Annotated in this window: 18 protein-coding genes (1 of these 18 cut by a window edge); 7 read left to right on the top strand and 11 right to left on the bottom strand. The window is 69.8% G+C overall.

From position 1 onward, the window contains the following. The 4 genes from gudD to U5N23_RS08445 all read right to left on the bottom strand — a co-directional run. Nucleotides 1–1,046: the 5' portion of a glucarate dehydratase gene (gene gudD / locus U5N23_RS08460; protein WP_322592375.1), read on the bottom strand. The gene continues 304 nt to the left of window position 1, outside the view; the window shows 1,046 of its 1,350 coding nt (coding positions 1–1,046); the start codon lies at nucleotides 1,044–1,046; its stop codon lies off the left edge, out of view. A 49-nt stretch (nucleotides 1,047–1,095) separates the two neighbouring features. Further along, on the bottom strand, nucleotides 1,096–2,070 hold the full coding sequence (locus U5N23_RS08455; RefSeq protein WP_322592374.1) for a tripartite tricarboxylate transporter substrate binding protein: 975 nt from the start codon (nucleotides 2,068–2,070) through the stop codon (nucleotides 1,096–1,098). 88 nt (nucleotides 2,071–2,158) lie between these two features. Beyond that, on the bottom strand, nucleotides 2,159–3,070 hold the full coding sequence (kdgD, locus tag U5N23_RS08450) for a 5-dehydro-4-deoxyglucarate dehydratase (protein ID WP_322592373.1): 912 nt from the start codon (nucleotides 3,068–3,070) through the stop codon (nucleotides 2,159–2,161). Nucleotides 3,071–3,376: 306 nt separating this feature from the next. Beyond that, nucleotides 3,377–4,375 carry a molybdopterin-dependent oxidoreductase gene (locus U5N23_RS08445; RefSeq protein WP_322592372.1) on the bottom strand — a complete coding sequence of 333 codons (999 nt, stop codon included), beginning with the start codon at nucleotides 4,373–4,375 and terminating at the stop codon, nucleotides 3,377–3,379. A gap of 169 nt (nucleotides 4,376–4,544) precedes the next feature. Between U5N23_RS08445 and U5N23_RS08440 the strand changes: the two genes are divergently transcribed. Together U5N23_RS08440 and U5N23_RS08435 are read left to right on the top strand one after the other, a co-directional pair. Beyond that, nucleotides 4,545–5,942 (top strand): chloride channel protein, encoded by a 1,398-nt coding sequence (locus tag U5N23_RS08440; protein ID WP_322592371.1) that lies wholly within the window; start codon nucleotides 4,545–4,547, stop codon nucleotides 5,940–5,942. 152 nt (nucleotides 5,943–6,094) lie between these two features. After that, the gene (locus U5N23_RS08435) at nucleotides 6,095–6,781 is read left to right on the top strand and encodes a Crp/Fnr family transcriptional regulator (protein WP_322592370.1); all 687 of its coding nucleotides are present in this window, start codon (nucleotides 6,095–6,097) and stop codon (nucleotides 6,779–6,781) included. Nucleotides 6,782–6,785: 4 nt separating this feature from the next. Here the strand turns inward: U5N23_RS08435 and U5N23_RS08430 are convergent, their stop codons facing one another. The 3 genes from U5N23_RS08430 to U5N23_RS08420 all read right to left on the bottom strand — a co-directional run bounded on the left by U5N23_RS08430 (nucleotide 6,786) and on the right by U5N23_RS08420 (nucleotide 10,549). Then, nucleotides 6,786–8,474 carry an acyl-CoA synthetase gene (locus U5N23_RS08430; RefSeq protein ID WP_322592369.1) on the bottom strand — a complete coding sequence of 563 codons (1,689 nt, stop codon included), beginning with the start codon at nucleotides 8,472–8,474 and terminating at the stop codon, nucleotides 6,786–6,788. A 25-nt stretch (nucleotides 8,475–8,499) separates the two neighbouring features. Continuing rightward, on the bottom strand, nucleotides 8,500–9,273 hold the full coding sequence (locus U5N23_RS08425) for a nitroreductase (protein WP_322592368.1): 774 nt from the start codon (nucleotides 9,271–9,273) through the stop codon (nucleotides 8,500–8,502). A gap of 73 nt (nucleotides 9,274–9,346) precedes the next feature. Further along, nucleotides 9,347–10,549: a calcium:proton antiporter gene (locus tag U5N23_RS08420; RefSeq protein ID WP_322592367.1), complete on the bottom strand. Its 1,203-nt coding sequence runs from the start codon at nucleotides 10,547–10,549 to the stop codon at nucleotides 9,347–9,349. Nucleotides 10,550–10,782: 233 nt separating this feature from the next. On the opposite strand from U5N23_RS08420, the gene U5N23_RS08415 reads away from it, so the two are divergent. From U5N23_RS08415 to U5N23_RS08400, 4 genes are all read left to right on the top strand, one after another. Continuing rightward, complete coding sequence (locus tag U5N23_RS08415; protein WP_322592366.1) at nucleotides 10,783–14,061, top strand: diguanylate cyclase domain-containing protein; 3,279 nt, start codon at nucleotides 10,783–10,785, stop codon at nucleotides 14,059–14,061. A 77-nt stretch (nucleotides 14,062–14,138) separates the two neighbouring features. Further along, nucleotides 14,139–14,780: a VOC family protein gene (locus U5N23_RS08410; protein ID WP_322592365.1), complete on the top strand. Its 642-nt coding sequence runs from the start codon at nucleotides 14,139–14,141 to the stop codon at nucleotides 14,778–14,780. Between the two features lie 448 nt (nucleotides 14,781–15,228). Beyond that, on the top strand, nucleotides 15,229–17,289 hold the full coding sequence (fusA, locus tag U5N23_RS08405) for an elongation factor G (protein WP_322592364.1): 2,061 nt from the start codon (nucleotides 15,229–15,231) through the stop codon (nucleotides 17,287–17,289). 401 nt (nucleotides 17,290–17,690) lie between these two features. Then, nucleotides 17,691–18,881 carry an MFS transporter gene (locus U5N23_RS08400; protein WP_416208589.1) on the top strand — a complete coding sequence of 397 codons (1,191 nt, stop codon included), beginning with the start codon at nucleotides 17,691–17,693 and terminating at the stop codon, nucleotides 18,879–18,881. 22 nt (nucleotides 18,882–18,903) lie between these two features. Here U5N23_RS08400 and U5N23_RS08395 read toward each other — a convergent pair whose 3' ends face one another. Further along, the gene (locus U5N23_RS08395; RefSeq protein ID WP_322592362.1) at nucleotides 18,904–20,364 is read right to left on the bottom strand and encodes a PLP-dependent aminotransferase family protein; all 1,461 of its coding nucleotides are present in this window, start codon (nucleotides 20,362–20,364) and stop codon (nucleotides 18,904–18,906) included. A gap of 106 nt (nucleotides 20,365–20,470) precedes the next feature. On the opposite strand from U5N23_RS08395, the gene U5N23_RS08390 reads away from it, so the two are divergent. After that, a complete protein-coding gene (locus U5N23_RS08390; protein WP_322592361.1) occupies nucleotides 20,471–21,139 on the top strand; it encodes a pyridoxamine 5'-phosphate oxidase family protein in 669 nt (222 codons plus the stop codon). On the opposite strand, the gene ispF is transcribed toward U5N23_RS08390, so the two are convergent. The 3 genes from ispF to U5N23_RS08375 form a co-directional block, all read right to left on the bottom strand. Continuing rightward, entirely contained in the window at nucleotides 21,124–21,606 is a 483-nt protein-coding gene (gene ispF / locus U5N23_RS08385) for a 2-C-methyl-D-erythritol 2,4-cyclodiphosphate synthase (RefSeq protein WP_322592360.1), read from the bottom strand. The genes U5N23_RS08390 and ispF overlap by 16 nt on opposite strands. Before the next feature lie 57 nt (nucleotides 21,607–21,663). Further along, nucleotides 21,664–22,578: a 2-C-methyl-D-erythritol 4-phosphate cytidylyltransferase gene (locus U5N23_RS08380; RefSeq protein ID WP_322592359.1), complete on the bottom strand. Its 915-nt coding sequence runs from the start codon at nucleotides 22,576–22,578 to the stop codon at nucleotides 21,664–21,666. 214 nt (nucleotides 22,579–22,792) lie between these two features. Beyond that, nucleotides 22,793–24,721 (bottom strand): DUF4253 domain-containing protein, encoded by a 1,929-nt coding sequence (locus tag U5N23_RS08375; protein WP_322592358.1) that lies wholly within the window; start codon nucleotides 24,719–24,721, stop codon nucleotides 22,793–22,795. Between the last annotated feature and the right edge of the window lie 279 nt (nucleotides 24,722–25,000).

The raw sequence follows: 25,000 nt of genomic DNA, 5'->3' as shown, positions 1-25,000 counted from the left end.
TCGAAGTGGTTGTTCGAATGCGAGCCCCAGGTCAGGCCGAAGGCCTGGCACATCTGCGCCACGCGCACCGAGCCGGCCATGGTCCAGAAGTGCGGGTCGGCCAGGGGGATGTCCACCGACTGCAGGGCCAGGCTGTGGGCCATTTCGCGCCAGTCGGTGGCGACCATGTTGGTGGCGGTGGGCAGGCCCGTGGCGCGGCGGAACTCGGCCATCACCTCGCGGCCCGAGAACACGCCTTCGGCGCCGCAGGGGTCTTCGGCATAGGCCATCACGCCGTGCAGGTCGCGCGTGATGCGGATGGCGTCTTTCAACAGCCAGCCGCCGTTGGGGTCCAGCGTCACGCGGGCCTCGGGAAAGCGCTCGTGCAGCGCGCGGATGGCCTCGACCTCTTCCTCGCCGCGCAGCACGCCGCCCTTGAGCTTGAAGTCGGCAAAGCCGTAGCGCTCGTACGCCGCCTCGGCCAGGCGCACGATGCCATCGGCGGTCATGGCCTTCTCGTTGCGCAGGCGAAACCAGTCGTTGTCGGCGCCGGGCTCGGTGCGGTAGGCCAGGTCGGTCTTTTGGCGGTCGCCCACGTAGAACAGGTAGCCCAGCATCTGCACCGCATCGCGCTGCACGCCGTCGCCCAGCAGCGCGGCCACGGGCACGTCCAGGTGCTGGCCCAGCAGGTCCAGGAAGGCCGACTCCACCGCCGTCACGGCGTGGATGGTGATGCGCAGATCGAAGGTCTGCAGCCCGCGCCCGCCCGCATCGCGGTCGGCGAACTGGGCGCGCATGGCGTTGAGCACGGCGTTGTGGTGGCCGATGGGCCGGCCCACGATCAGCGGACGCGCGTCCTCGATGGTCTGGCGGATCTTCTCGCCGCCGGGCACCTCGCCCACCCCGGTGTTGCCCGCGCTGTCACGCAGGATGAGCAGGTTGCGCGTGAAGAAAGGGCCGTGCGCGCCGCTCAGGTTCATGAGCATGCTGTCGTGGCCTGCCACGGGCACCACGCGCAGCTCGGTGACGACAGGGGTGCTGGTGGCAGTTGGGATGGAGGAGGTCATGGTGGTCAAAAGACAGTAAGGAGGCGCGCAGTGGCGCCCCCTGGGTTGCTCAATCTGCGGTGATCTTGCGGGTTTCTATGACGGTCTTCCAGCGCGCGAACTCACGCGCCTGGTAGTCGGTGAAGGCTTCGGGCGTGCTGGCCACGATCTCCAGGCCCTGGTCGAGCATGCGCTTCTTCACCGCAGGGTCGTTCATGGCGGCGATGGCGGCGTCCGACAGCTTTTTCTTCACGGCGGCGGGCAGGCCCTTGGGCGCGGCCATGCCCTGCCACGAATACACCTCGGCGCCGGCCACGCCGGCCTCGGCCAGGGTGGGCACGTCGGGCAGCACGGGGCTGCGCTTGTCACCCGTGACGGCAATCGCATGCAGCTTGCCGGCGCGGATGTGCTGCAGCACGGCGTTCACGTTCTGGAAGGAGAACTCCACCTGCCCGCCCAGCAGGTCGTTGATGGCCGGGGCCCCGCCCTTGTAGGGGATGTGCAGGCCTTCGGTGCCGCTTTGCTGCCAGAACACTTCGGCCGAGAGGTGGTCCGACGAGCCGTTGCCCGAACTGGCGAAGCTCACCTTGCCGGGGTTGGCCTTGAGCTGGGCGACCACCTCCTTCACGGTGCGCGCCTTCTGGTTGGGCGCGGCCACCAGCACGTTGGGCGCCTGCACGGGCACGCTGATGTAGTCGAAATCCTTGAGCGCGTCGTACGGCACGCTCTTGAGCAGGTGCGGTGCCACGACGAAGGCGCCCAGGGACGACACCAGCAGCGTGTAGCCATCGGGCGCAGCACGCTTGACCGAGCCGGCGCCCAGCGTGCCCGTGGCACCGGGGCGGTTGTCCACCACGAAGCTCTGGCCGAGCTTATCGCCCATTTGCAGGGCCATGGCGCGCGCCACCATGTCGGTGGAGCCACCGGCCGGGAACGGCACGACGATGGTCACGGGCTTCTCGGGCCAGGGGGTGGTCTGCGCCGTTGCGGCAAAGGCCAGGGTGCAGGCGCTGGCGAGCAGCAGCAGTTGCTTCTTGATGCGCATGAGAGATGTCTCCTGAAGGGTTGGTGTCGTTCGGCAGCCCTCTGCGGGGCCTTCAATCAAAGGGTTTGCGTGGGGCAGTGGGTTGCGCTTACTGCGGACCGAGCTTGTCGATCAGCGCTTTCAGCTGCTCCATCTCGGCGGGCTTCAAGTCCGTCAGTGGCGCACGCACCGGGCCCGCACCATGGCCCACGAGGGTGGCGCCGGCCTTGATGATGCTCACGCCATAGCCTTCCATCCGGTTGCGGATGTCCAGGTAGGGCATGAAGAACTCCTTGAGCAACCGGTGCTGCGTGGCCATGTCGTCGGCCGCCACGGCCTTGTAGAAGTCCATCGCCGTCTTGGGGATGAAGTTGAACACCGCAGAGGAGTACACCGGCGTGCCCAGCGCCTTGTACGCTGCCGCATACACCTCCGCCGTGGGCAGGCCGCCCAGGTAGGAGAAGCGGTCACCCATCTTCATGAAGATCGAGGACATGGTCTCGATGTTGCCCACGCCGTCCTTGAAGCCGATCAGGTTGGGGCAGCGCTCGGCCAGGATGGCCAGCGAGTTCGCGGTCAGCTTGGTGCGGTCGCGGTTGTAGACGATGACGCCGAACTTCACGCTGTTGCAGACCGCAGCCACATGCTCGATCAAACCCTCCTGGCCGGCTTCGGTCAGGTAGTGGGGCAAGAGCAGGATGCCGTGGGCACCCAGGCGCTCGGCCTCCTGGGCATGGGCGATGGCGGTGCGGGTGGGGCCACCGGCACCGGCAATGATGGGCACCTTGCCACGGCAGGTGTCCACGGCGGTCTTGACGACCTCGCCGTACTCGGGGCCCGACAGCGAGAAGTACTCCCCCGTGCCGCCAGCGGCGAACAAGGCGCTGGCGCCATAGGGGGCCAGCCATTCGAGGCGCGCGGCATAGCCCTTGGGGTTGAAGTTGCCCGCAGCGTCGAAGTCCGTGACGGGGAAGGACAGCAGGCCGGAGCCCATGATGGATTTGAGTTCTTGCGGGTGCATGGTGGTGGCAGGTCGTGTGGAGGGTCAGGGCGGTTCAACAGGTCGTACAAGTGGCTGCAGCACCCTGCTTTGAGCGGCATCAAGCAGCGTTCAGGGGCTGGCAACCGGGCCTTTGGGGCGGGTTGAAGCGACTTGAAAACCCGCTCAGACCGCGCCAAACAGCGGCAATAGGTGAATGTTATCGTTAACATTCACGCAAACCATAGGGAAAACCCTTTGTCATGCGACATCTCTGCGTTTTTTTGCGAAGGTGTTGGCTTCCAGGCGGACCCAGGCTGCCTGGCCTACCGGGCAGCCCCTGCCCTGCTACGGCGCTGCAGGCGCCGCCGCGAACACCTCGATGGCTTCGAGCGCCGAGACCGAGCGGCCGGCCTTGCCATCGCCCGTAACCACCAGCCGCGCCAAACCACGTGCCAGCGGCTGCCCGTCCAGGCGGTAGGCGATCAGCACGCGCTGGTTGCCCAGCTCGGGGCTGATCTCGGCCAGCGACACCAGCGCCTGGTAGCCATCGGCCCCGGTGGCCACCAGGTACATGCCCTGCACGTTGGCACCGCTGGCGCTGTCGGCCTCGATGCCGGCCACGGCGCTCAGCAGCGCCCACAGGTCCACGCCGGTGTAGCGGCGCCCGCCCACCACCTGCGTAACGGCCGGCAACGCGCGCAGGGCCGCCTCATCCAGGCGCAGGGTGTTCTTCACCGCGCCCAGCACCTGCACGGCCTGCGACTGCGCGGCACCGCTGCCCGCCCCGACCGAGCCGGACGCGCGCACTTCGAGCCGCGTGAGGCCGGCCACGTAGCGGCTGCCCTGCACATCGCCCGGGGCGGTGATGCGCAGCGACGGGGCGGGCCCGGCGGCATCGGCATCCCCCGCGCCTGCCTCTGCATGGGCCACGATGCTGCCTTTGTTGCCGAACGCCGGGTGCAACTCGCCCACCGAGAACACGGCGCTGTAGCCATCGGCCCCGCTGGCCAGCACATAACGGCCCAGGGCCGCAGCGCGCTGCCCATGCAGGTCCGTGGCCGCATCCGACTGCAGCGCGCAGGCCTGCAGCAGCGGCCACAGCGCCGCGCCGGTGTAGCTGCGCGCCTGCGGGCCGCTGTTGTCCTTGAACTGCACCGCCTGCTGCACCACGCCCTGCTGGCGCAGGTCCAGCACCGACTCGGTGGCCGTGTTGTCCAAGGCGCACACGAGCTGCACGCGGGCCGGGTCGCCGCCCCAGGTCGCGCAGCCCTGCACCAGCCAGAACGCAGCCACGCAAAGCGCGGCCTTCAGGGTCGTCGGCTGGGTGCGCGGCAGGCTGGGCATGGGGGCTCCCGTCAGGGGTCGTTGGGTGACAGGCCCATTCTGGCACCCCCTGCCCCGCTAAACGCGCCGGTAGCACCTGTTTACGCAACGATTCCCAAACGGCTGGTAGGCTTCTTGCATGCGGCCACAGCCATGGCCGCCCTGCCGCTTCGCACACCGCCCGACCTGCATGAACCACGAGCCCAATTTTTTCGACAACCTGCACCAGGAGCTCAAGGACGGCCGGCGCTGGCTGGACCGCTCCATCGTGCTCGCCTACGCCTGCGCCGCCGGGCTGTGCGTGGTGGCCTTCACGCTGCTGGCCGATGCCGCGTTCGAGCTGTTCCTGCACATCTACCGCTGGCAGGGTGGCTGGGCCGTGCTGCTGTGGATGCCGGCCGTCACCGCAGCCGTGGTGTGGGCCACGCGGCGCTGGGCACCGGGTGCGGCGGGCTCGGGCATACCGCAGGTGATCTCGGCGCTGGATTCCAGCCTGGAGACCGGCAGGCGCGGGCGCTTCGTCTCGCTGTGGCTGTCGTTCGCCAAGATCGTGCTGGCCAGCGCGGGCTTCCTCGCGGGGCTGTCCATCGGGCGCGAAGGCCCCTCGGTGCAGGTGGCGGCCGGGGTCATGCACCATGCGCGCCGCTGGTTCGACCACCGCTCGGGCATCACCGCCCATGCCCTGCTGGTGGCCGGTGGCGCGGCGGGCATCGCGGCGGCCTTCAATGCGCCGCTGGCCGGCGTGGTGTTCGCCATCGAGGAACTCTCGCGCAAGATGGAGTCGCGCAGCAGCGGCGTCATCATCGCCGCCATCGTGCTGGCGGGGCTGATGGGCGTATCGGTGTTCGGCAACCTGAGCTACTTCGGCCGCATCCAGGTGCCCCACCTGGGCTGGGACGCCCTGCTGCCCGGCCTGTGCGTGGCGCTGGCCTGCGGCGTGCTGGGCGGCCTGTTCGCCAAGCTGCTGGCCGCTTCGCTTACCGGCACCTCGGAGCGCGCGTGCCGGCTGCGCGCGCGCTTTCCGATCCGCTTCGCGGCCATCGGTGCGCTGGTGGTGGCGGTGATCGGCCTAGTCACCGGCGGCGCGACCTTCGGCGCGGGCTCCGAAGCGGTCAAGCACATGCTGGCCGGCGAGGCCGACATGCCGGCGTTCTACGTCACGCTCAAGTTCGTCGCCACCTGGCTGTCGGCCTGGCTGGGCGTGCCCGGCGGCATCTTCGCGCCCTCGCTGTCCATTGGTGCGGGGGTCGGCCACAACGTGTCGCTGCTGCTGGGCGCCGACATCGCGCCTGCGCTCATCGCCATGGGCATGGCGGCCTTTCTGGCCGCCGTCACGCAGGCGCCGCTCACAGCCTTCATCATCGTCATGGAGATGGTCGACGGCCACGCCATGGTGCTCAGCCTCATGGCCGCCGCCATGCTCGCCAGCCTGGTCTCGCGCATGCTGGCGCGGCCGCTGTACGAAACCCTGGCGCTGGCCATGCTGCAGTCCATGGCGCCACCGCCAGCGCCCTCCCCGACCCCTTCGCCTGCGCCCCCGCCTGCACCTGCGCCCAGGGCCGTTTCACCTCCCGCACCGCCGCCGTGACCTCGGCCCGCAGCAGCCCCTGAGAAGAATCGCCACGCTGCGCAACCGCATGCATGCGCGCATGGCAGATGTCGCAGACAGGCTTTGCCCTATTGGAGCCGGGCAGGATCGCCGCCACAATCCAGGCGCCCTCCTTCGATGCCATGGACGCCATGACCGCAGACCCCCTCGACCTCTTCCTTGCCCAGTCGCCCTGGATGTCCAGCCTCACCGCCGAGGAGGCCGCGCGTGTGCGCAAGGCGATCACGGTGCGCAGCTACCCTGCGGGCGGCGCGGTGTTTGCACGCGGCACGCCCACGGCGCACTGGGCGGGGGTGATGGAGGGAATGCTCAAACTGGACAACATCACCGCCGAAGGCCGCACCAGCACCTTCGCGGGCGTGCCCTCGGGCGCGTGGTTCGGCGAGGGCTCGGTGCTCAAGGACGAGCCCCGGCCCTACGCCGTGACGGCGCTGACCGACAGCGTGGTGGCGCTGCTGCCGCGCAGCGAGTTTTTGCGGCTGCTGCACGAGAGCCATCCGTTTGCGCTGTGGCTGATCGGCCAGCTGAACGCGCGCCTGGCCCATTACGTAGCACAAGTACAGACTGATCGGTTGGGCGACACCACGGCGCAGGTGGCCTACAGCCTGTCGGGGCTGTTCAACGATGCGCTGTTCCCGAACACCGCGCGGCGCATCACGCTGTCGCAAGAGGAACTGGGGCGCCTGTCGGGGGTGTCGCGCCAGGTGGCCAACCGGGCGCTGCAGGAGCTGCAGGACCGGGGTGCGATCCGCCTGGGCTATGGCTCCATCGAGGTGATCGACCTCAAGGTGCTGCAGGCCATCGCGCGGGAAGGCTGAACGCTCAGCCTGCGGGCTCGGTCTGAACCTGCGCCAGTTTGGTGATGGCCTCGCGGCTGCCCGCAATCTCGCGCAGGCGGAACTTCTGGATCTTGCCGGTGGCCGTCTTGGGCAGCGCTTCGAAGACGATCTGGCGCGGGCACTTGAAGCGCGCCAGGTGCGCGCGGCAGAAGTCAATCAGATCCTCGGCGCTCACGCTGCCCACCGCATCGGGCTTGAGCTCCACGAAGGCGCAGGGCACCTCGCCCCAGCGCTCGTCGGGCTGGGCCACCACGGCGGCCAGCAGCACGGCGGGGTGGCGGTGCAGCACGTCTTCCACCTCCACCGAGGAGATGTTCTCGCCGCCCGAGATGATCACGTCTTTCGACCGGTCGGTGATCTGCACATAGCCATCGGGGTGCAGCACCGCGATGTCGCCGGTGTGGAACCAGCCGCCGGCAAAGGCCTTGGCCGTGGCGCCGGGATTCTTGAGGTAGCCCTTCATCACCGTGTTCCCGCGCAGCATGATCTCGCCGGCGGTCACGCCATCGGCCGGCACGGGCTGCAGGGTGTCGGGGTGGAGCACGCGCAGGTGCTCCAGCGCGGCGGCGCGCACGCCCTGGCGGGCTTGCAGCTGGGCACGGCCGGCCTCGGGCAAGGTTGCCCAGCCCGGCTGGCGCACGCAGCTCACGGGTGTGCCCGAGACCTCGGTGATGCCGTACACATGGTCCACGTCGAAGCCCATGGCGGCAATGGCCTGCAATATGGCGGCGGGCGGCGGCGAACCCGCCGTGAGCACGCGCACCGGGCGCGGCAGCGCGATGCGCTCGTGCGCCGGCGCATTGGCCAGCATGGCCAGCACCGTGGGCGCGGCGCAGAAATGGTCCACGCCATGCTCGGCAATGGCCTCAAAGATGGCCTTGGCCGTGACCTTGCGCAGGCACACATGCGTGCCCGCCGCCGCCGTGACGGCCCAGGTGAAGCACCAGCCGTTGGCGTGGAACATGGGCAGCGTCCACAGGTACACGGGCTTGCGCGGCATGGCCCAGTCGGTCAGCTGCAGCATGCTCATGAGGTAGGCGCCCCGGTGGCTGGGCACCACGCCCTTGGGGTCGCCCGTGGTGCCCGAGGTGTAGTTCAGCGCAATGGGGTCCCATTCGTCCTCGGGCCACAGGCCTTCGAAGGCCGGGTCGCCTTCGGCCAGCAGGGCTTCGTAGTCCGTTGCACCGAATGCCGGCTGCGCGGGCAGGCCCGCATCGTGGATGGCGACCACCAGCGGCGGCTGGTCCAGGCCCGCAACGGCCTTGGCGGCCAGCGCCGCGAATTCGCTGTCCACCAGCAGGATGCGCGCCTCGCCATGCTGCAGGATGAAGGCGATGCCCTCGGCATCGAGCCGGCAGTTGATGGCGTTGATGACTGCGCCGCACAGGGGGATGCCCAGGTGCGCCTCCAGCATGGCCGGCGTGTTGGGCGCGAGGATGGCCACGGTGTCGCCGCGCTGCACGCCGCGCTGCGCCAGGGCACTGGCCAACCGGTAGGCACGCTCGCGGGTCTGGGCCCAGGTCTGCGTGCTGCCGGCATGCACCACGGCAATGCCTTCGGGGTGCACCTGTGCGCTGCGGTCCAGAAAACCCAGCGGCGTGAGCGGCAGGTGGTTGGCGGGGGTGCGCTCCAGGCCGTGCTGGTAGGGGCTGCGGCGGGGGGTGTGGCTCATGCTTGTCTCCATTTTTTTGCTGCGGTCATGCGTGGTAAGTGGTGAACGAGTCGACGCTCTCGCGCTGCGTCACCAGCGTGTTCTCGATGCGCGCCGGATCGGCATGGCCCAGGCTCATGCCGCAGACCACCATCTCGGTATCGGGAATGCCGAGCTCGGCGGCGATGACCCGGTGGAATTTGGTGAACGCCACCTGCGGGCAGGTGTCAAGAGAGCGCGCGCGGGCCGCCACCATCACGCTCTGCAAGAACATGCCGTAGTCCATCAGGCTGCCGGCCTGCATCACCCGGTTCACCGTGAAGATCAGCCCCACGGGTGCATCGAAGAAGCGGTAGTTGCGGCCGTGCTGCGCGTGCATGCGCGCCTTGTCGCCCTTGGCAATGCCGAGCAGGCCATACAGGTCCCAGCCCACCTTGCGGCGCCGGTCCACATAGGGCGAGACCCAGTCGAGCGGGTAGTAGTGGTAGGGCTCGGTGAGGGCTGCCGCAGCATCCCCATCGTTGTCCACGGCGGCGATGGCGGCGCTCAGCCGCTCCTTCGCGGCGCCCGTGAGCACATGCACGCGCCAGGGCTGGGTGTTCATGCCCGAGGCCGCATGGCGCGCCACGTCGAGGATGGCATGCACCTCGCCCGGCCCCACCGGCGTGGGCAAAAAGGCGCGGATGCTGCGCCGCGAGACGATGGCCCAGTCCACCGCCGCGCGCAGCGGCTGGGCCGCGATGGGGGCCGCGTGGGGCGACCGATCAGGGTGCGCGATGGAAGGGTCGAGAGTGGCCGTGGGCTGGGATGAACAGGTCATGCCGGCATGCTAGGCAGGGCCGCCGGCCGTGACTGTCGATGCGATGACATTCCGGGAAATCCCGGCCCCCGGCTCAGGGAAGAAAAAGCACCAGCCCGAACACGGCAAACAGCGTGAGGTGCATCAGCCCCTGGATCGGCGAGCTGCGCTGCCCGTTGAAGCTGAGCATGGAGAGCGCCACCGTCAGCACCAGCAGCACCACCTCCGTGCCCGACAGGCCCATGGCCATGCGCTGGCCCGTGGCCACGCCGATGAGCAGCACGGCCGGCACCGTGAGGCCCACGGTGGAGACAAAGGCGCCCAGGCACAGATTGATGGCGCGCTGCATCTCGTTGGCCCTGGCGGCGCGCACGGCGGTGATGGATTCGGGCGTGAAGACGATGATGGCGATGAGCACCCCGCCCACGGCGGCAGGCGCCCCGGCGGCGGCGATGCCGTAGTCCGTCACGATGGCCAGGTAGTGCGCCAGCAGCACGATGGGCAGGACCAGCGCCAGCAGCACCAGCGAACGCACGAGCACCGCGCGCCGACCAGTGCCTGGCAGCGCCTCGCTCGCCTGCGGTGCCGGCAACGGCGCCGTTGCCGGCACCGCCATGCTGCCCGCTGCAGGCTGGATGAAGTAACGCCGGTGGCTGCGCATCTGCAGCCACAGAAAGGCTGCGTACAGCCCCGCCGTGAGGGCCGCCATGCCCAGCGCCTGCGGCGTGGAAAACGCGCCCGCCCCGCCCAGGTGGTTGGGCAGCACCAGCGCCGTGCCGGTGAGCAGCGCGATCATGCCGAGGTAGGCCGTGGCGCCCTGGGCGTTGTACTCCTGGTCGCCATGGCGGGCCGACCCGGCCACCAGGCAGATGCCGATCACCAGGTTCATGATGATCATCATCACCGCGAAGATGGAGTCGCGGCCGATGGCCGACGAATCGCCCGGGCCCAGCAGCACCGACGCGATCAGGATCACCTCGATGGAAACGATGGACAGCGTGAGCACCAGCGTGCCATAGGGCTCCCCCAGCTGCTGCGCGAGATGGTCGGCCTCATGCACCACCCCGAAGGATGCCGCGAGGATGGTGGCGAACAGCAGCACGAAGGCACCGGCCGCGACGCCCGGGCCCAGCGGCGCCGCCAGCCAGGCGCCGCCAAAGGCGATGAAGAGCCCGGCCACCAGCCAGGCGCCGGCCAGCAGGGCCCAGGTGGTAGGCGCCACCAGGCGCGGCTGGCCAGGGTGAAAGGGTTGCGCTGCGGCGCTGCGAGGGGTGGTGGGGAGGTTCGGCTTGGGCATGTCGTCCCTGGGCAGGAAAACAAGGGCCGTCCCCTGGTGAAAGTCCACGGCCGAAGTCGTCCACGGCCTGGCTGGCGCACGGCGCGCAAGCCCCGCCATGCTACCACCGTCCAGCACAGAACGCGGGCCGCCAGACGCGCATTTGGGGTTTGTCCCTCCTGGCGCAATCGCAAACCCGGGCGTAACATGTTGTCACAAGAACACGAGGGCAACCAAGACGCGAGGGCAATGCAATGGCCCACATGGTGCGCGACCGGCATGCAACCACCTCCCTGGCACTGGGGGCGCTGGGAACCGCTTTTGCCTTCGTTCTGGTGCTGCGCTCGGCCTTCCCGCACCTGGCCCTGGGCAAGGGCCTCGCCGAAGCGATGGAGCCCGGCATCCATGCCGCGCTGATCCTGCTGCTCCTGGGCGCCGCCCTGTGCCTGCGCGCTTTTCCCGACACCCACCGCCCGGCCCAGGCTGGCGCGTCGCTGCTGGCGCTGGCGGCCGGCCTGTACAGCGTGCTGGCCCTGTGGCGCGCGCTGGCGGGGCACGATGCGGCGGCCGACCTGCCCGGCTTCATCACCGGCAGCAACCTGCGGGCCCCGGGGGCCCACAGCCTCTCGCCCAATGGGGGCGTGGCCTTCATCGCGGGTGCGGCCGCGCTGTGGTGCGCGGCCCCCCTGCGCCGCGCCCGGCAGCGGCGCGCCGGCCTGCTGGCGCTGGCCCTGCTGGCCGCCGTGGCCACGCTGGGCCTGGCCGGCCACCTGATGGGGCTGGAGCTGCTGTACCGCGTGGCCTCGCACAACCAGGTGCGGCTGACCACGGCCGTGGCGCTGCTGGTGCTGGGCGCGGGCATCTGGCAACTGCGCGACACCGTGCCCGTCGACCGGACACGCGACCCGCAGTGGCTGGAGCGGCGCATCACCTACCGCGCCATCACCGCGCTCACGCTGGTCGCCGTGGGCGGGGGCATCGCCGGCTTTGTCGCCATGCGCGAGACCTTCGAGAAATCGGTACTGCAGGCCATGGAGCAGTCCACCCGCACCCACGCGCTGGCGCTGGACGATGCGCTGCGCAGCAGCCTGGCGCTGTCGGCAGCCATCGGCGACGGCCCCGCGCTGGCCCTGGCCATGGAGCGCCTGAACGCCGCGCCCCGCGACGCCCCGGCCAGCGAGCAGCTGGAGCAACTGGCGGCCGGCTTTCTCGTGGGCGGGGTGGACGGGGTGCGCTTTCTCGATGCGCGGGGGCATCTGCTGCGCACGGCCGGCCTGTTTCTGGGCGATGGCGCGCGCTCCATCGAGCCACTGGACCTGGACGGGCCGCAGCAGGCCGAGCTGCGCTGGAATGCCGGCTACGTGCTGCGCACGCTGGTGCCGGTGCGCCAGGGCGGTGCGCTGGTGGGCCAGGTGGTGATGGAGCAGAAGCTCAGGCTGTTCGATCACCTGATGGACCAGATGCGCCGCTCCACCGAATCGGCCGACGCCGTGATCTGCCGCCGCCGCACCGACGTCGCCGCCTGCGCCCCGAGCCGGTTGTACCCCACGCCCTTCACCGTGCCGCTGTGGACGGCTGCGGGCAAGCCCAACCTGCCCATCAGCCTGGCGCTGCTGGGCCAGAGTGGCGTGAACTATGCCCGCGACCTGCGCGGCGTGCCGGTGGTGGCCGGCTACGGCCCCATCGGCAGCTACGGCCTGGGCCTGGTGCTCAAGACCGACGTCACCACGCTGTACGCGCCCCTGCGCGGGCAGCTGCACCTGATCGTGCTCTCGGTGCTGGCGCTGGTGGCCGCGGGCACCTGGGCGCTGCGCCGCCGCGTGCGGCCGTTGCTGGCCACCTTGGTGCAGGAGCAGCAGCGCACCGCCGACATCCTGAACACCGCGGGCGACGCCTTCATCGCCGTCGGTGCCGACGGCCGCGTGACCGACTGGAACCCCGAGGCCGCGCGCATGTTCGGCTGGAGCGCAGGCGAGGCCATCGGCCGGAACATGCTGGCGCTGGTGGTGCCGCGCATCCCCCCGCATGCGCCGCTGACGGACCATGCCCAGCTGGTGGACCTGGGCCGCAGCCAGGCCGCAGGGCGCGCCACCGAGCTAGTGGCCCGCCACCGCGATGGCAGCGAAGTGCCGGTGGAGATGATGATGGCGGTGCAGCCCGGTGCCAGCGGCCCGATTGCCAACGCCTTCCTGCGCGACATCCGCGCGCGCCGCGAGGCCGAGCTGCGCCTGGCCCGCAGCGAGCAGCGGCTGCGCGACGTGCTGTGCAACCTGCCAGCCGTGGTCTGCCATTTCGACGCCCGCCAGCGCTGCCTGTTCGCCAACGACCATGCGCTGCAATCGCGCGGGCTGATCGCCCACCCGCAGGTCGGCCTGTATGCTCAGGAACTGCTGGGCGACGTGCAGTATGCGCTGCACCTGCCCTACCTGCTGGAAGCGCTGGCCGGCAGGCGCACGCAGTTGGAGGGCTGCGTGGACCACGAGGGCACGCCCAGGCACCTGCAGAGCCACCTGATCCCCGAGTTCGATACCAGCGCTGGGCATGGCGAGGGCGATGCCCAGCCGGCGGTGGTGGGTTTTTACCTGATGTCGTTCGACGTCACCGCCGTGAAGGAGCTGCAGCTGCGCCACGAGCGCACCGAGCGGCGGCTGCGCGCCATTGCCGACAACCTGCCGGTGATGATCACCTACATCGACCGCGCCCACCGGCTGCAGTTCTTGAACCACACCTTCGAGGAGTGGACCGGCCTTCCCATCGAGCATGCCCTGGGCAAGCCCTTGCCCGAGGTGATCGGCCCGGCCCTCTACGCCCAGCGCGCAGAGCCCCTGCGCCGGGCCCTGTCGGGCCAGCGCGTGCAGTTCGAGGTCGAATCCGAGGCCCTGGGCATCCGCCGCATCCTCCAAACCGACTACATCCCCGACATGCTGGCCGTGGGCGAGGTGCTGGGCATCTACACGCTGACCACCGACGTGACTGCCATCCGCCAGTCCGAGCGCCGCATGAAGGAGCTGGCCATGACCGACACGCTCACCGGCCTGGCCAACCGGCGCCAGTTCGACATCCACCTGGCCGCCGCCCTGCAGGCCAGCCAGGTCTCGGGCACCGGCATGGCGCTGATGTTCCTGGACATCGACCACTTCAAGGCCATCAACGACACCTGGGGCCACGCCGCCGGGGACGCGGCCCTGATCACCATGGCCGAGCGGCTGCAAGAGGCCGTGCGCAGCACGGACTTCCCGGCGCGCATCGCCGGCGACGAATTCGCCGTGGTGCTGCCCCACCTGTCGTCGTGCGACGAGGCCCAGACCGTGGCCGACAAGGTGCTGCGCGCCATCCGCGAACCCCTGCCGCTGCAGCCGCACATGCCCCGGCAGATGACCACCAGCGTGGGCGTGGCCTACCTCGCTCCCGGCGACCAGCCCGTGCGCCCCACCGACCTGCTGCTGGCCGCCGACCACGCCCTCTACGCAGCCAAGCACGGCGGGCGCAATGCCTGCGCGGTGCATCTGGTGGATCTGCGGGAGGTGGGGTGAGGGTTGCGCATACCGGCCCAGACCTGGCGAGTGCGCGCAAGCCCCTGCACAATGAAAGGGTGCCGACCTCCCGCCCCATGCTCACCCTCGACCACCTGACGCTCATCGCGCCCTCGCTCGAAGAAGGCGTGGCCCATGTGCGCGAATGCCTGGGCATCGACATGCCCTCTGGCCGCAAGCACCCCGACATGGGCACGCACAACCATCTGCTCAGGCTGGGCGACGATGTGTACCTGGAGGTCATCGCCATCGATCCCACTTCACCGCCCCCGGCGCATGCCCGCTGGTTCGGGCTGGACGACCGGCATGCCCTGCAGACGGCCTGGGATGCCGGCCTGCGCCTGCGCGGCTGGGTGGCGCGCACGCAGCAGATGGATGCGGTGCTGGCGCAGCACGGGCACCTGCTGGGCCGCAAGGCACAGCTCTCCGCCGGGTCCGCACCGCCCTACTTCTTTGCGATCCCCCCTGGTGGCGCGTTGCCGCTCGCCGGCCTGGCGCCTTCTGTGATCGACAGGGGTCAGCGACCACCGCCGATCGCGTCGATGCCGGACCTGGGAGCGCGGCTTGTCCGCTTCACCATCGAGCACCCGGACCCCGGCAGAGTCGAAGCGCTGTTCGAATCGCTCGGCATACAGCACGCGCCGCAGGTGCAAAAGGGAGATGCCTTGCGCTACCGGGCAGACATACAGACGCCTGGCGGAATGAAGACGCTGTGCTGACCGGTGGCCGATCCCGATCCGCAATCGTCCTGCAGTTTCAATAGTTGGAGGTCCTGAACATGGCCCAAAGAGAGTTGCGCCTGGCCTCTGGGCAGCCCTGCAAGCCTGCGCGCCATTTGCTGACAGGCGCAAGCAGCTTGCCCCGTCCTACGTCATAGACGATGTGGTCGAGCAGATAGTATCGGACTACAAGCCAGGACGCCTCATCGGTGATCGATCTTCCGACTTGTCCTATCGCCGGTGGTTGAACGTGAGCCCATGTCTCTGCACGCTGGCAACAAGGGAGAGGTCAACGCGGCATGCATGCCGGTCAGGTATTGGGAATCGGCGGCGCAATCAGCTTGCATCAACGCGGTCAATCCCGTACGCTGCCCCGACGTCCACACGCAACGCCCGAGCCCATGCGGGCCGCCGGGCCGGCCTTCCGGACGTGCAAAGGAGTCCAACCATGCCAAGCCGATCTAACGGCCTCGCGGCCGAAATGAAAGCCGTGCGAACGTTGGCGCTCGTGGGCGCCGCGGCCGCCGGCAAGACCTCGCTGGCCGAGGCCTTGCTGTACAAGGCGGGCGCCATCGGCGCTTGCGGCAGCATCGAGCGCGGCAGCACCGCCAGCGACCACGACCCGCTCGAGCGCCGCATGCAGCACTCGCTCAACGCATCGGTGATGCACCTCACGCATGGCGGCACGCGCATCCACCTCATCGACACGCCCGGCGGCCCCGACTTCCTCGGCCAGAGCCTGCCGGCGCTGGAGGCGGTCGAGACGGTGGCGGTGGTCATCAATGCCGCCACCGGCATCGAGCCGATGACGGTGCGCATGATGGCGTACGCGGCCTCGCGCCACCTCGCCCGCATGATCATCGTCAACAAGATCGACGCGCAGGGCGTCTCGCTGGCGGGCCTCTTGGCCGACATCCAGGCGACCTTCGGCCGCGAGTGCCTGCCGCTGAACCTGCCCGACGGGGTCAACCGACAGGTGATCGACTGCTTCTTCAACCGCTTCGGGCGCTCCGACTTCGGCCCCGTCGAGGCGTCGCACCGCGCGCTGGTAGAGCAGGTGGTCGAGGTCGATGCGGCCTTTGTCGACCGCTACCTCGAGGAAGGCGACGTGGACCCGTCCGAGTTGCACGCGCCGCTCGAGCAGGCGCTGCGCGAAGGCCACCTGATCCCGGTGTGTTTCGTCTCGTCGCGCAGCGGCGCCGGCGTGGCTGAGTTGCTGGATGTGATCGTCAAGCTCCTGCCCGATCCGACCGAAGCCAACCCGCCGAGCTTCATCGTTGGCGAGGGCGCAGAGGCCATGCCCATGGAGGCCAAGCCTGACCCGACGCTGCATGTGCTGGCGCATGTGTTCAAGGTCACGATCGACCCCTTTTTCGGCAAGATGGGCATCTTCCGCGTGCACCAGGGCACGGTCACGCGCGACAGCCAGCTCTACATCGGCGACGGCCGCAAGCCCTTCAAGGTGGGGCACCTGTTCATGCTCCAGGGCAAGGACCATGTCGAGGTGTCGCACGCGGCGCCGGGCGACATCGTGGCGGTGGCCAAGGTCGAGGAGATCCATTTCGATGCCGTGTTGCACGATGCGGCGCAAGACAGCCATGTGCATCTTGCACCGCTGCCTTTCCCGGTGCCGGTGTACGGCCTGGCCGTGGAGCCCAAGCGCCATGGCGACGAGCAGCGCGCCTGGGAGATCTTGGGCAAGCTCGCAGCCGAAGACCCATGCCTGCGCATCGAGCACGTGGCCGCGACCAACGAGACGGTGCTCTACGGGCTGGGCGAGCTGCACCTGCGCATCGTACTCGAACGACTGCGCGAGGTGTACCGCTTCGAGGTCCAGACGCGGCCACCGCGCATCGCCTACCGCGAGACCGTTACCGCGCCGGCCGAAGGCCACCACCGCCACAAGAAGCAGAGCGGCGGCGCCGGCCAGTTCGCCGAAGTCTTCCTGCGCATCGAGCCGCTCGCGCGCGGCGCGGGCTTCGAGTTCGCCGATGAAGTCAGGGGCGGCACGATCCCGGGCCAGTTCATCCCCGCCGTCGAGAAAGGCGTGCGCGAGGTGCTGGCGTGCGGCGCGATCGCCGGCTACCCCGTGGTCGACGTGCGCGTCGTGGTGTACGACGGAAAGCACCACAGCGTGGACAGCAAGGACATCGCCTTTGCGACCGCCGGCCGCAAGGCCTTCATGGCGGCGATTCGCGAGGCCCGACCGGCCGTGCTCGAGCCTATCGTCCAGATCGAGATCGCCGTGCCCGAGCTTTCCGTTGGCGACGTCACGAGTGATCTGTCGTTGCGGCGCGGCATGGTCACCGGCACATCGGGCCTGGGGGCCGGCACGGTGGCCATCGGCGGGCAGGTGCCCGAGGCTGAGATGGCCAACTACCAGTCGCGGCTCAATGCGATGACCAGCGGCCAGGGCCGCTACACCATCGCGTTGTCGCACTACGAGGCCGTGCCGCCGGCCGTCCAGCAGACGCTGACGGGGCAGTACCGGGTGCGCGAAGACGACTAGCAACCCCATTCGACCGCGATGTCCTGTGTGCCCACAGCAGCTTGTTGCTGAGCGACCCAGCTGTTCTTTGCTGTCTCTCTCGCAGCGATCCGAAGATGAGGCAGACGCGATCTTGCTGGACAGGCTGGCCGCTCAGGCAATCCTATCGCTTTGCTTTCACACGCGCGAAGCGGCCTTCGACTTTCATTTGCCGAATGACCCGATCTGAATGGGATTCAAGGAGGTTCATGGTGGTACCACTTGCCAGAGCCGGAAGCGCAGAATGAATCAGCGAAGCCGCCCAGGGGATCACCAACCAGTTCCCTGCGCCCCAAGCCCGCGCACTGCACAATCCCTGCATGCCACCGCAGCCTTCCTCTCCCCCGACCCACCCACCATCACGTACACAACCCCTCTGGCTGATGCTGCTGGTCCTGCTGTCAGGCTTTGCACTCAGCCAGGCGTACCGCACCACCGCCTCCATCGTGGCCCAGGGGCTACAAGCGGACTTTGGCCTGGGGGCCTCGTCGCTGGGTGCGTTTGCCGGGCTGTTCGGCCTGTCGTTCGGCGTGGCGCAACTGCTCATGGGGATTGCACTGGACCGCTACGGCCTGCGCCGCACGGTGCTCGCGGCCGCGCCGTTGGGTATCGCTGGCGCTGCCTTGTCGGCGCTGGCGCCCAGTTATGGCTGGCTGATGGCCGGGCAGGTGATGATCGGGGTCGGCTACTCACCGGCGTTCGTGGCCTGCACCCTGTTCATTGCACGGTATTTCTCGGTCGAGCGTTTTGCCTTTTACTCGGGCGTGAGCATGGGTGTCGGCAGCCTGGGCCTGATATTCACCGGCACCCCGCTGGCCTGGGTGGTGCAGCATTGGGGATGGCGCACGGGTTTCGGTCTGCTGGCCGTGCTGAGCGCACTGTCGTGGCTGCTGATTTTTGCGCTGGTGCGCGAGCCCGCGGTGCCTGACGCACCGCCCACCCCGCAGGAAAGCTGGGGGCAGTCGCTGGCGCGCTTTGCCGATCTGCTCACCGTGCCCCACACCTGGGGCATCGTGGTGCTGGGCATGTCGTGCTATGCAGCGTTCCTGACGCTGCGCGGCCTGTGGCTGGGGCCTTTGCTGACCGAGCGTTTTGGCTTCTCGCTGCTGGACAGCGGCAATGTGGCGCTGGTGCTTTCGTTGATCGCGGTCTTCACCCCGGCAGCGTTCGGGCGCATGGACCCGGGCATACTCCGGCGCCGCGCCTGGATTGGCAACGCCTCGCTGCTGATGGCCAGCCTTTTCGCGGTGGCTGCCTTTCTGCACCACGGTGTTGCCACCGTGGCGCTTATCTTTCTCATGGGGCTGCTGTCCGGCTATGGCGTGCTGCAGTACAGCGACGCACGCGCATCCTATCCGCCCGAGATGACCGGGCGCGCACTGTCTCTGTACACCATGTCCATGTTCCTGGGCGTGGCCCTGATGCAATCGGTGACCGGCGTGGTGGCCGGCTGGGCCGGGGCGCGGGGCATCGAGCCTTACCAGATGGTGTTCCTGGCCATCGCTGCCTGGTTGGCGCTGGCTTCGCTGGCGTTCCGGCTCCTGCCGATGTCTCCTCTGATCCAGCGCCCCTGAACCTCGCCAGGATGGCGGCGGCTCAGCCCCGCACCACGCCCGCCAGTTTTATGACCAGCGGCTCCATCGCCTCCACCGGCACCTGCGCATAGCCCAGCAGAAAGCCGCGCCAGGGCTGGGCACGCAGGCCCACGGCGTGCAGGCTCAGGGCTGGGGCCATGATGCCGTGCTGGGCCATGAGGCGCGCGCTCAGCGCCACGTCGTCGGCCGCGCCGTCGTGCAGGCGCAGGGCCAGGTGCATGCCGGCCGAGCCGCCGTGCACGCTGGCCATGTCGCCCAGTTGCTCGCCGAGCGCGGCCACCAGCGCATCGCGGCGCTGGCGGTACAGGCGGCGCATGCGCCGCAGGTGCAGGGCGAACTGGCCGCCCACGATGAACTCGGCCAGCGCCCGCTGCTCGGCCGTGCGCCCGCGCGGCGCGGCGCGGTCCAGCAGCAGGGCCAGTGCGGGCGCCAGGGCGGTGGGCACCACCATGAAGCCGATGCGCAGCGCCGGAAACAGCGTCTTGCTGAAGGTGCCCAGGTAGACCACGGGCGCGTCAAACGCCAGGCCCTGCATGCAGGCCAGGGGCGGGCCGTCGTGGCGGAACTCGCTGTCGTAGTCGTCCTCGATCACCAGGGCGCCGGCCTGGCGCGCGCCGTCGATCAGCGCCAGGCGCCGGGCCAGGCTCAGCACGCTGCCCACGGGGTACTGGTGCGAGGGCGTGGTGTAGATGAGCCGCGGGCGCTGGCGCAGCCAGTCGCTGGCCGTGGGGGCCATGCCATCGCCATCGACCACGATGCCCACGGCCTTGAGCTGCGCCGCGCGGAAGGCCGCCACCGCGCCCTGGTAGCCGGGGTTCTCAACCCACACCTTGTCGCCGGCATCGGCGAACGCGCGGGCGCACAGGTCCAGGCTGCTTTGCGTGCCGTCGGTGATGAACACCTGCCCTGCCTCCACCAGGGCACCGCGCGCCACGCGCAGGTGGCCGGCGATGGCCTCGCGCAGCGCGGGCTCGCCCGCCGGGTCGGCATAGTTGAGCTGCGCCGGTGTGAGCGAGGCCCAGGCCCGGTCCAGCATGCGCCGCCAGCGCAGCACCGGGAAATCGCCCAGCGCGGGTACGCCAGGTGCAAACGCGGCCGCAGTCTCCGAGCCGGGCAGCAGCGGCATGTTCTGCGCGCGGCGCGACAGGCTGGCGCGCGGTGCTGGCGTGTCGTGCCGGGGCGCCTTGGCCGCCAGCCGCCCGGCCAGCGGCGCCACCACACTGCCGCGCCGGCTGGCGACCAGAAAGCCCTCGCTCGCCAGTTGCTCGTAGGCATAGAGCACGCTGTTGCGCGCCACGCCCAGCTCCGCCGCCAGCGCGCGGCTGGCGGGCAGGCGCGCACCGCTGGCCAGGGTGCCGCTGCGGATACCCTGGCGCAGGCACTCGTGCAGCTGGCGCTGCTGCGACCAGCGGGCGTGCGCCGGTTGCGCCTGGAAGGCGGTGAACAGCAGCTGGAACTCCATGGCGTTTCTGTGGCCCTAAAAAATAGTGGTTGCGTGGGTCTTATTCTGGCACCACGAACGCCTTAGATTTCGCCCCTTCAGCAACTCACCCTCGGAAACACGACCCGTGAACGACACCCCAGCCACCGCCCTGCCCCCGACCGAGCGCACCCGCGTGCGCCGCGTGGCCGAAAACGCCGCCTACGACCGCGCCACGCTGCACGCCATCATCGACGCCGCCTACCTGTGCCACGTGGCCTTTGCCGACGACAAGGGCACGCACTGCATCCCCACGGCCTGCTGGCGCGAGGGCGAACACCTGTACATCCATGGATCCAACGGCGGGCGCCTGATAAAGTGGCTTGGCAAGGGCCTACAGGCCTGCGTAACCATCACCCACCTCGATGGCCTGGTGCTGGCGCGCTCGGCCTTCAACCATTCGATGAACTACCGCTCGGCCATGGTGTATGGCCGCTTCGAGCCCGTGGCCGACAAGCACGCCTCGCTGGCGGCCCTGATGGACCACCTGGCCGTGGGCCGCCAGGCCGAGGTGCGCGCCGGCAACGACAAGGAGTTTGCGGCCACCACGGTGATGCGCATCGCCCTGGATGAAGCCGCGTGCAAGGTGCGCAGCGGGCCGCCCGTGGACGATGCCGAGGACATGCAGCACCCGGTGTGGGCCGGCGTGCTGCCGCTGGTGCAGGGGCGCGGCACGCCCGTGGCAGACCCGCTGAACACGGCTGCTACGCCAGGCTATGTGGCAGCCTGGGCTGCGGAAACTCAGGCGGTTCTGTAGATCAGCGCCGCCGCCCGCGCCTCCATGGCCAGCCCCTGCCCCACGGGCCCCAGGCGCTCGGCCGTCTTGGCCTTCACGTTGACCTGGTCGGGCTCCACCCCAAGGGCTTTGGCAATGCACTCGCACATGCCCGGAATGTGCGCGGCCAGGCGCGGGGCCTGGGCCACCACGGTGCTGTCCACATTGCCGATGGTGTAGCCGGCGGCACGCACGCGGCGCGCGGCCTCGGCCAGCAGCACGGCCGAGTCGGCTCCGCGGAACTGGGCATCGGTGTCCGGGAAATGCCGGCCGATGTCGCCCAGGCCTGCCGCGCCCAGGATGGCGTCGGTGATGGCGTGCAGCAGCACGTCGGCATCGGAATGGCCGAGCAGGCCCATGGTGTGGGGGATGGTCACGCCGCCGATCACGAGCGGGCGCCCCGGCACCAGTGCGTGTACGTCCCAGCCTTCGCCTATTCTGAAGTTCATCCGTTCCTTCGTCTTACGCCCGCAAGGGCTCAGGGTTGCATGGCGCGCGGGCCTTGCTCAAAAAATTGTCTTGCGCCCGGTCTCGGTGGCGCCCTGCCCGCGCTCGCCGCCAAAGCGCGCCAGCGTGGTGCCGTAGCCGCGCTGGGCCAGCACGGCCTCGGCCAGCGCGAAGTCGTCGGGGTAGGTCACCTTGAAGTTCTGCGCGCCGCCGGGCACCAGGCGCGGGTGCAGGCCCATGGCCTCCATGGCGCTGGCCTCGTCGGTCACGTTGGTGCCCACCTTGGCCAGCGCGTCCAGCAGCGGGCCGATGCGGAACATCTGCGGCGTCTGCGCCAGCCATTTGTTGCTGCGGTCCACGGTGGAGGCCACGCGCACGCCGCCGGGCCCGTCGATGGAGGTCTTGAGCGTGTCGGCCAACTGGTGGGCCAGCAGGCCGCCCACGGAATCGTTCGCGCAGGCGTCGATGAGCCGGTCGATCTGCTCGGCCGTGACCAGGCAGCGCGCCGCATCGTGCACCAGCACCCAGTCATCGCGCTGTGCGCCGCGCTCCTGCAGGGCCTTGATCCCGCCCTGCACCGTGGCCGCGCGCGTGGGCCCGCCGCAGTCGACCACGAAGTACGAGGGGTGCTCGTGCGCATCCAGATACCGGTCGCCCGGCGCCACGGCCACCAGCGTGCCCGCCAGGCGCCCCACACCCGCGAACGCGGCCAGGGTGTGCATGACCATGGGGTGGCCCGCCACCAGGTGGTACTGCTTGGGCAACGGTGGCGGCGCAGGTGCCAGAGGCTCGCCCGCGGCCCCGGCCAGCGCGCCGAACGCCGAAATGGTGGAACCCGCCGGTGCCGCAGGTGGCGCCGCCACCGCGCGCGAACCCGTGCCCGCACACGGCACCAGCGCCCAGAAACGCCCCTGCACAGACGTGGGTGCGTGCGAAGCTGTGAGCGAGGGTTGCAGCAGCGGGTCGATGGTCATGAGAGGGCCATTTTAGGAGGCCGCACCCACCCCCGGTCTACAACGTCGACGAAATCCAACCTCTACCGTCACCCGCATTCGTCAAAACTGGCGTGGTTCAAGCCAGTGCCCCCGCGCAAGGGCCGCCCCGCCGCGCTGGGGGCGTCCCCCTCCCGAATCGCGCAGCGAGACGAGAGAGGGGTGAAGGCGCGCAGCGACTCAGGGGGTGCTTTATCTACGGCCTTTCGTGCAGGAACCAGGTACCGCAGTCCACCAGCCCCAGCGCATGGTGGCGCAACGCGATGCCGGGCAGCATCAGGGTGCAGGGCGCGGCCAGATCGTGCTCGCGGGCCAGCGCCAGGGCGCTGTCGAAGTCCTGCGGCGGCTGGCGCACCGTGAATTCGAGCATGGTGCCGTAGTGCGCCCACAACTCGGCGCCATGCTGCTCACGCCAGCGGCGCAGCAGCGCGATGAAGCCGTCGGCGCGGCCGCGCTCCATGCCATACCAGTGCAGGTAGGCCAGGGTTTCTTCGCTGTGGGGCGTGGGCAGCAGCACCAGCCAGGCGTTGTCGGGATCGAAGCGCTCCTGGCGGCCGCGCTCGGGGTCAGCAGCACCCTGTGCCTTTTCGAGGGCGGCCAGCCAGTGCTCAAAGCGCAGCCGGTCCCCGGCGCATTCGGCCCAGGCGGCGTCGAAGCCAGCGCAGGCCTCCCCGGGCACGCCGGCCGCAGCGAGTTCGCCGCGCCAGACGTCCAGTTGGTCCTTCTCGTCCAGGGGATAGGAGCTTTCGGCCAGCTCGGCCAGCACATCGTCGGCGCCGATGCCGCGCGCAGTGGCGATAAGGGACCGGGGCGACACATCATCGCGCGCCGCGCCCTGCTCGTAGGGGAAGCGCATGAACAGGTCATCGGCCAGCGCCTCCGGTTCTGGTGCCTCGGTACTGCCCGACCACAGCGTAGTCACCAGGGGCCAGCGGCCACTGCCCTGCTCCACCAGCGCCCGCGCCACCTGCCACAGGGCCTCGCGTTCTGGCACCGGCACCTGGGCCGCCCAGGCGATCTCGCCACTGGCCGCGCCCGCATGGCCAGGCACCGGCAGCGCCAGCCAGTCCAGCGCGGCCAGGGGCGTGCCCTGCAGCCGGGCGAGCCAGGCTTCGCGCGACTCCGTGGGAGTGGCTGGCGGCACCGCCGCTGGCTGCTCAGGCGCAGGCGCAGATGCCGCCCGCGTGGCCAGGGCTGCCCGCCATGCCGACACGGCCTGTGCATCCACACCCACCGCCGGCTCCAGGTGCCCCGCGCGCAGCAGGTTCGCGGCGGCAGGCACCACGGCCAGGTCGAGCAGCCCTGTGGCAGCGGCCGGCGCATCGTGGGCCAGCCAGGCGGCGGCGACCTCGGTGGCATCGCCGTCGCGGCCCTCGGCGGCCAGCAGCAGCCAACTGGCCTGCCAGATGTTGTGCACCAGGTAGCCACCGGCAAAGCCCGTGGCACGCAGGTAGCCGGCCATGGCGCGCGCAATGGCCAGGGCGTCCGTGGCCTCGGCCGCAGGCGCCACGTCGATGTGGCCGGCCGACTGCAGCTGTGCCAGCATGGCGGCCACCTCGTCTTCGGGCAGGCCCAGCGCGATCAGGTCGTCGGCTGTGGGCACGTCGTCGCCCAGGGCAAACGAAGCGCCCCACTGCGCGGCGATGCGCGCCTTGAGCACCAACTCCGCATCCAGGCAGAACGCGCCAAAGGCCAGGTGCGGCCGCGGGTCGCCTCCCGCGCCCTGGCGGTGCGCCAGGGCGGCCAGGAAGTCGGCCGACCAACCTTCGCCGACGGGCGCCAGCTGCAGGCGGCCCGGCAGGGCCAGGGATTGCAGCAATTGCCCCGCCTGCTGCCCGGCCCAGTCGGGCAGTTGCGCGGTGTCCATCGCCTCCTGGTCCCCCACCGCAGGGCAGCCCTGCCCGGCCAGCAGCGCCACCAGGGGCAGCAGCCGCTGCACCTGCGTGACCAGCGAGCCGTGCGCGGGCAGGCGCCATGCGCCCTCGCGCTGCAGCAGCAGGCCCAGGGCGGCCAAGGCCTCGCTCGCGTGGCCGGCCACGGCGGCCAGCCGGGCGTTGGCGAGCAGTTCGTCCAGGGCGCTGTCAAGGCGCTGCTCATGCAGGTGCTGCGTGGTCAGTGGGCTCAAGGGGGTTCCTCCTGGCGCGGGAGTGTAAGACGCAGCTTCGCTGCCATGGACATCGGCCGACGAGCGAAAGGCCACGGGTGACCAACGGCAAGGCACTTGTCACAAGCTGTACGCAAGGGCCGAAAACCATGCTGACATGCCCTGGAGCAAAGATGCCCTGCACCACCTAAAATGCTCTGTTGCCCCCCATCCAGCCCGTGCGCGTCTTGCGCCCCTGGGGATGCGGTGGCCCAGACGCCCTCTACCGTCCGCATGGAACTGCCCAAACTCTCCCCGGAA

It is taken from the genome of Acidovorax sp., from assembly GCF_034519795.1.
Taxonomy (GTDB): Bacteria; Pseudomonadota; Gammaproteobacteria; order Burkholderiales; family Burkholderiaceae_C; genus Acidovorax.
The sequence above is the reverse complement of the archived record's forward strand: the minus strand, read 5'-3'. Positions and strand labels throughout refer to the sequence as shown.

Excerpts from the sequence above, each read along its gene's own strand:
- U5N23_RS08455 (WP_322592374.1), bottom strand. The coding sequence starts at position 2,070 with ATGCGCATCAAGAAGCAACTGCTGCTGCTCGCCAGCGCCTGCACCCTG.
- kdgD (WP_322592373.1), bottom strand. The coding sequence starts at position 3,070 with ATGCACCCGCAAGAACTCAAATCCATCATGGGCTCCGGCCTGCTGTCC.
- U5N23_RS08445 (WP_322592372.1), bottom strand. The coding sequence starts at position 4,375 with ATGCCCAGCCTGCCGCGCACCCAGCCGACGACCCTGAAGGCCGCGCTT.
- U5N23_RS08440 (WP_322592371.1), top strand. The coding sequence starts at position 4,545 with ATGAACCACGAGCCCAATTTTTTCGACAACCTGCACCAGGAGCTCAAG.
- U5N23_RS08435 (WP_322592370.1), top strand. The coding sequence starts at position 6,095 with ATGACCGCAGACCCCCTCGACCTCTTCCTTGCCCAGTCGCCCTGGATG.
- U5N23_RS08430 (WP_322592369.1), bottom strand. The coding sequence starts at position 8,474 with ATGAGCCACACCCCCCGCCGCAGCCCCTACCAGCACGGCCTGGAGCGC.
- U5N23_RS08425 (WP_322592368.1), bottom strand. The coding sequence starts at position 9,273 with ATGACCTGTTCATCCCAGCCCACGGCCACTCTCGACCCTTCCATCGCG.
- U5N23_RS08420 (WP_322592367.1), bottom strand. The coding sequence starts at position 10,549 with ATGCCCAAGCCGAACCTCCCCACCACCCCTCGCAGCGCCGCAGCGCAA.
- U5N23_RS08415 (WP_322592366.1), top strand. The coding sequence starts at position 10,783 with ATGGCCCACATGGTGCGCGACCGGCATGCAACCACCTCCCTGGCACTG.
- U5N23_RS08410 (WP_322592365.1), top strand. The coding sequence starts at position 14,139 with ATGCTCACCCTCGACCACCTGACGCTCATCGCGCCCTCGCTCGAAGAA.
- fusA (WP_322592364.1), top strand. The coding sequence starts at position 15,229 with ATGCCAAGCCGATCTAACGGCCTCGCGGCCGAAATGAAAGCCGTGCGA.
- U5N23_RS08400 (WP_416208589.1), top strand. The coding sequence starts at position 17,691 with ATGCTGCTGGTCCTGCTGTCAGGCTTTGCACTCAGCCAGGCGTACCGC.
- U5N23_RS08395 (WP_322592362.1), bottom strand. The coding sequence starts at position 20,364 with ATGGAGTTCCAGCTGCTGTTCACCGCCTTCCAGGCGCAACCGGCGCAC.
- ispF (WP_322592360.1), bottom strand. The coding sequence starts at position 21,606 with ATGAACTTCAGAATAGGCGAAGGCTGGGACGTACACGCACTGGTGCCG.
- U5N23_RS08380 (WP_322592359.1), bottom strand. The coding sequence starts at position 22,578 with ATGACCATCGACCCGCTGCTGCAACCCTCGCTCACAGCTTCGCACGCA.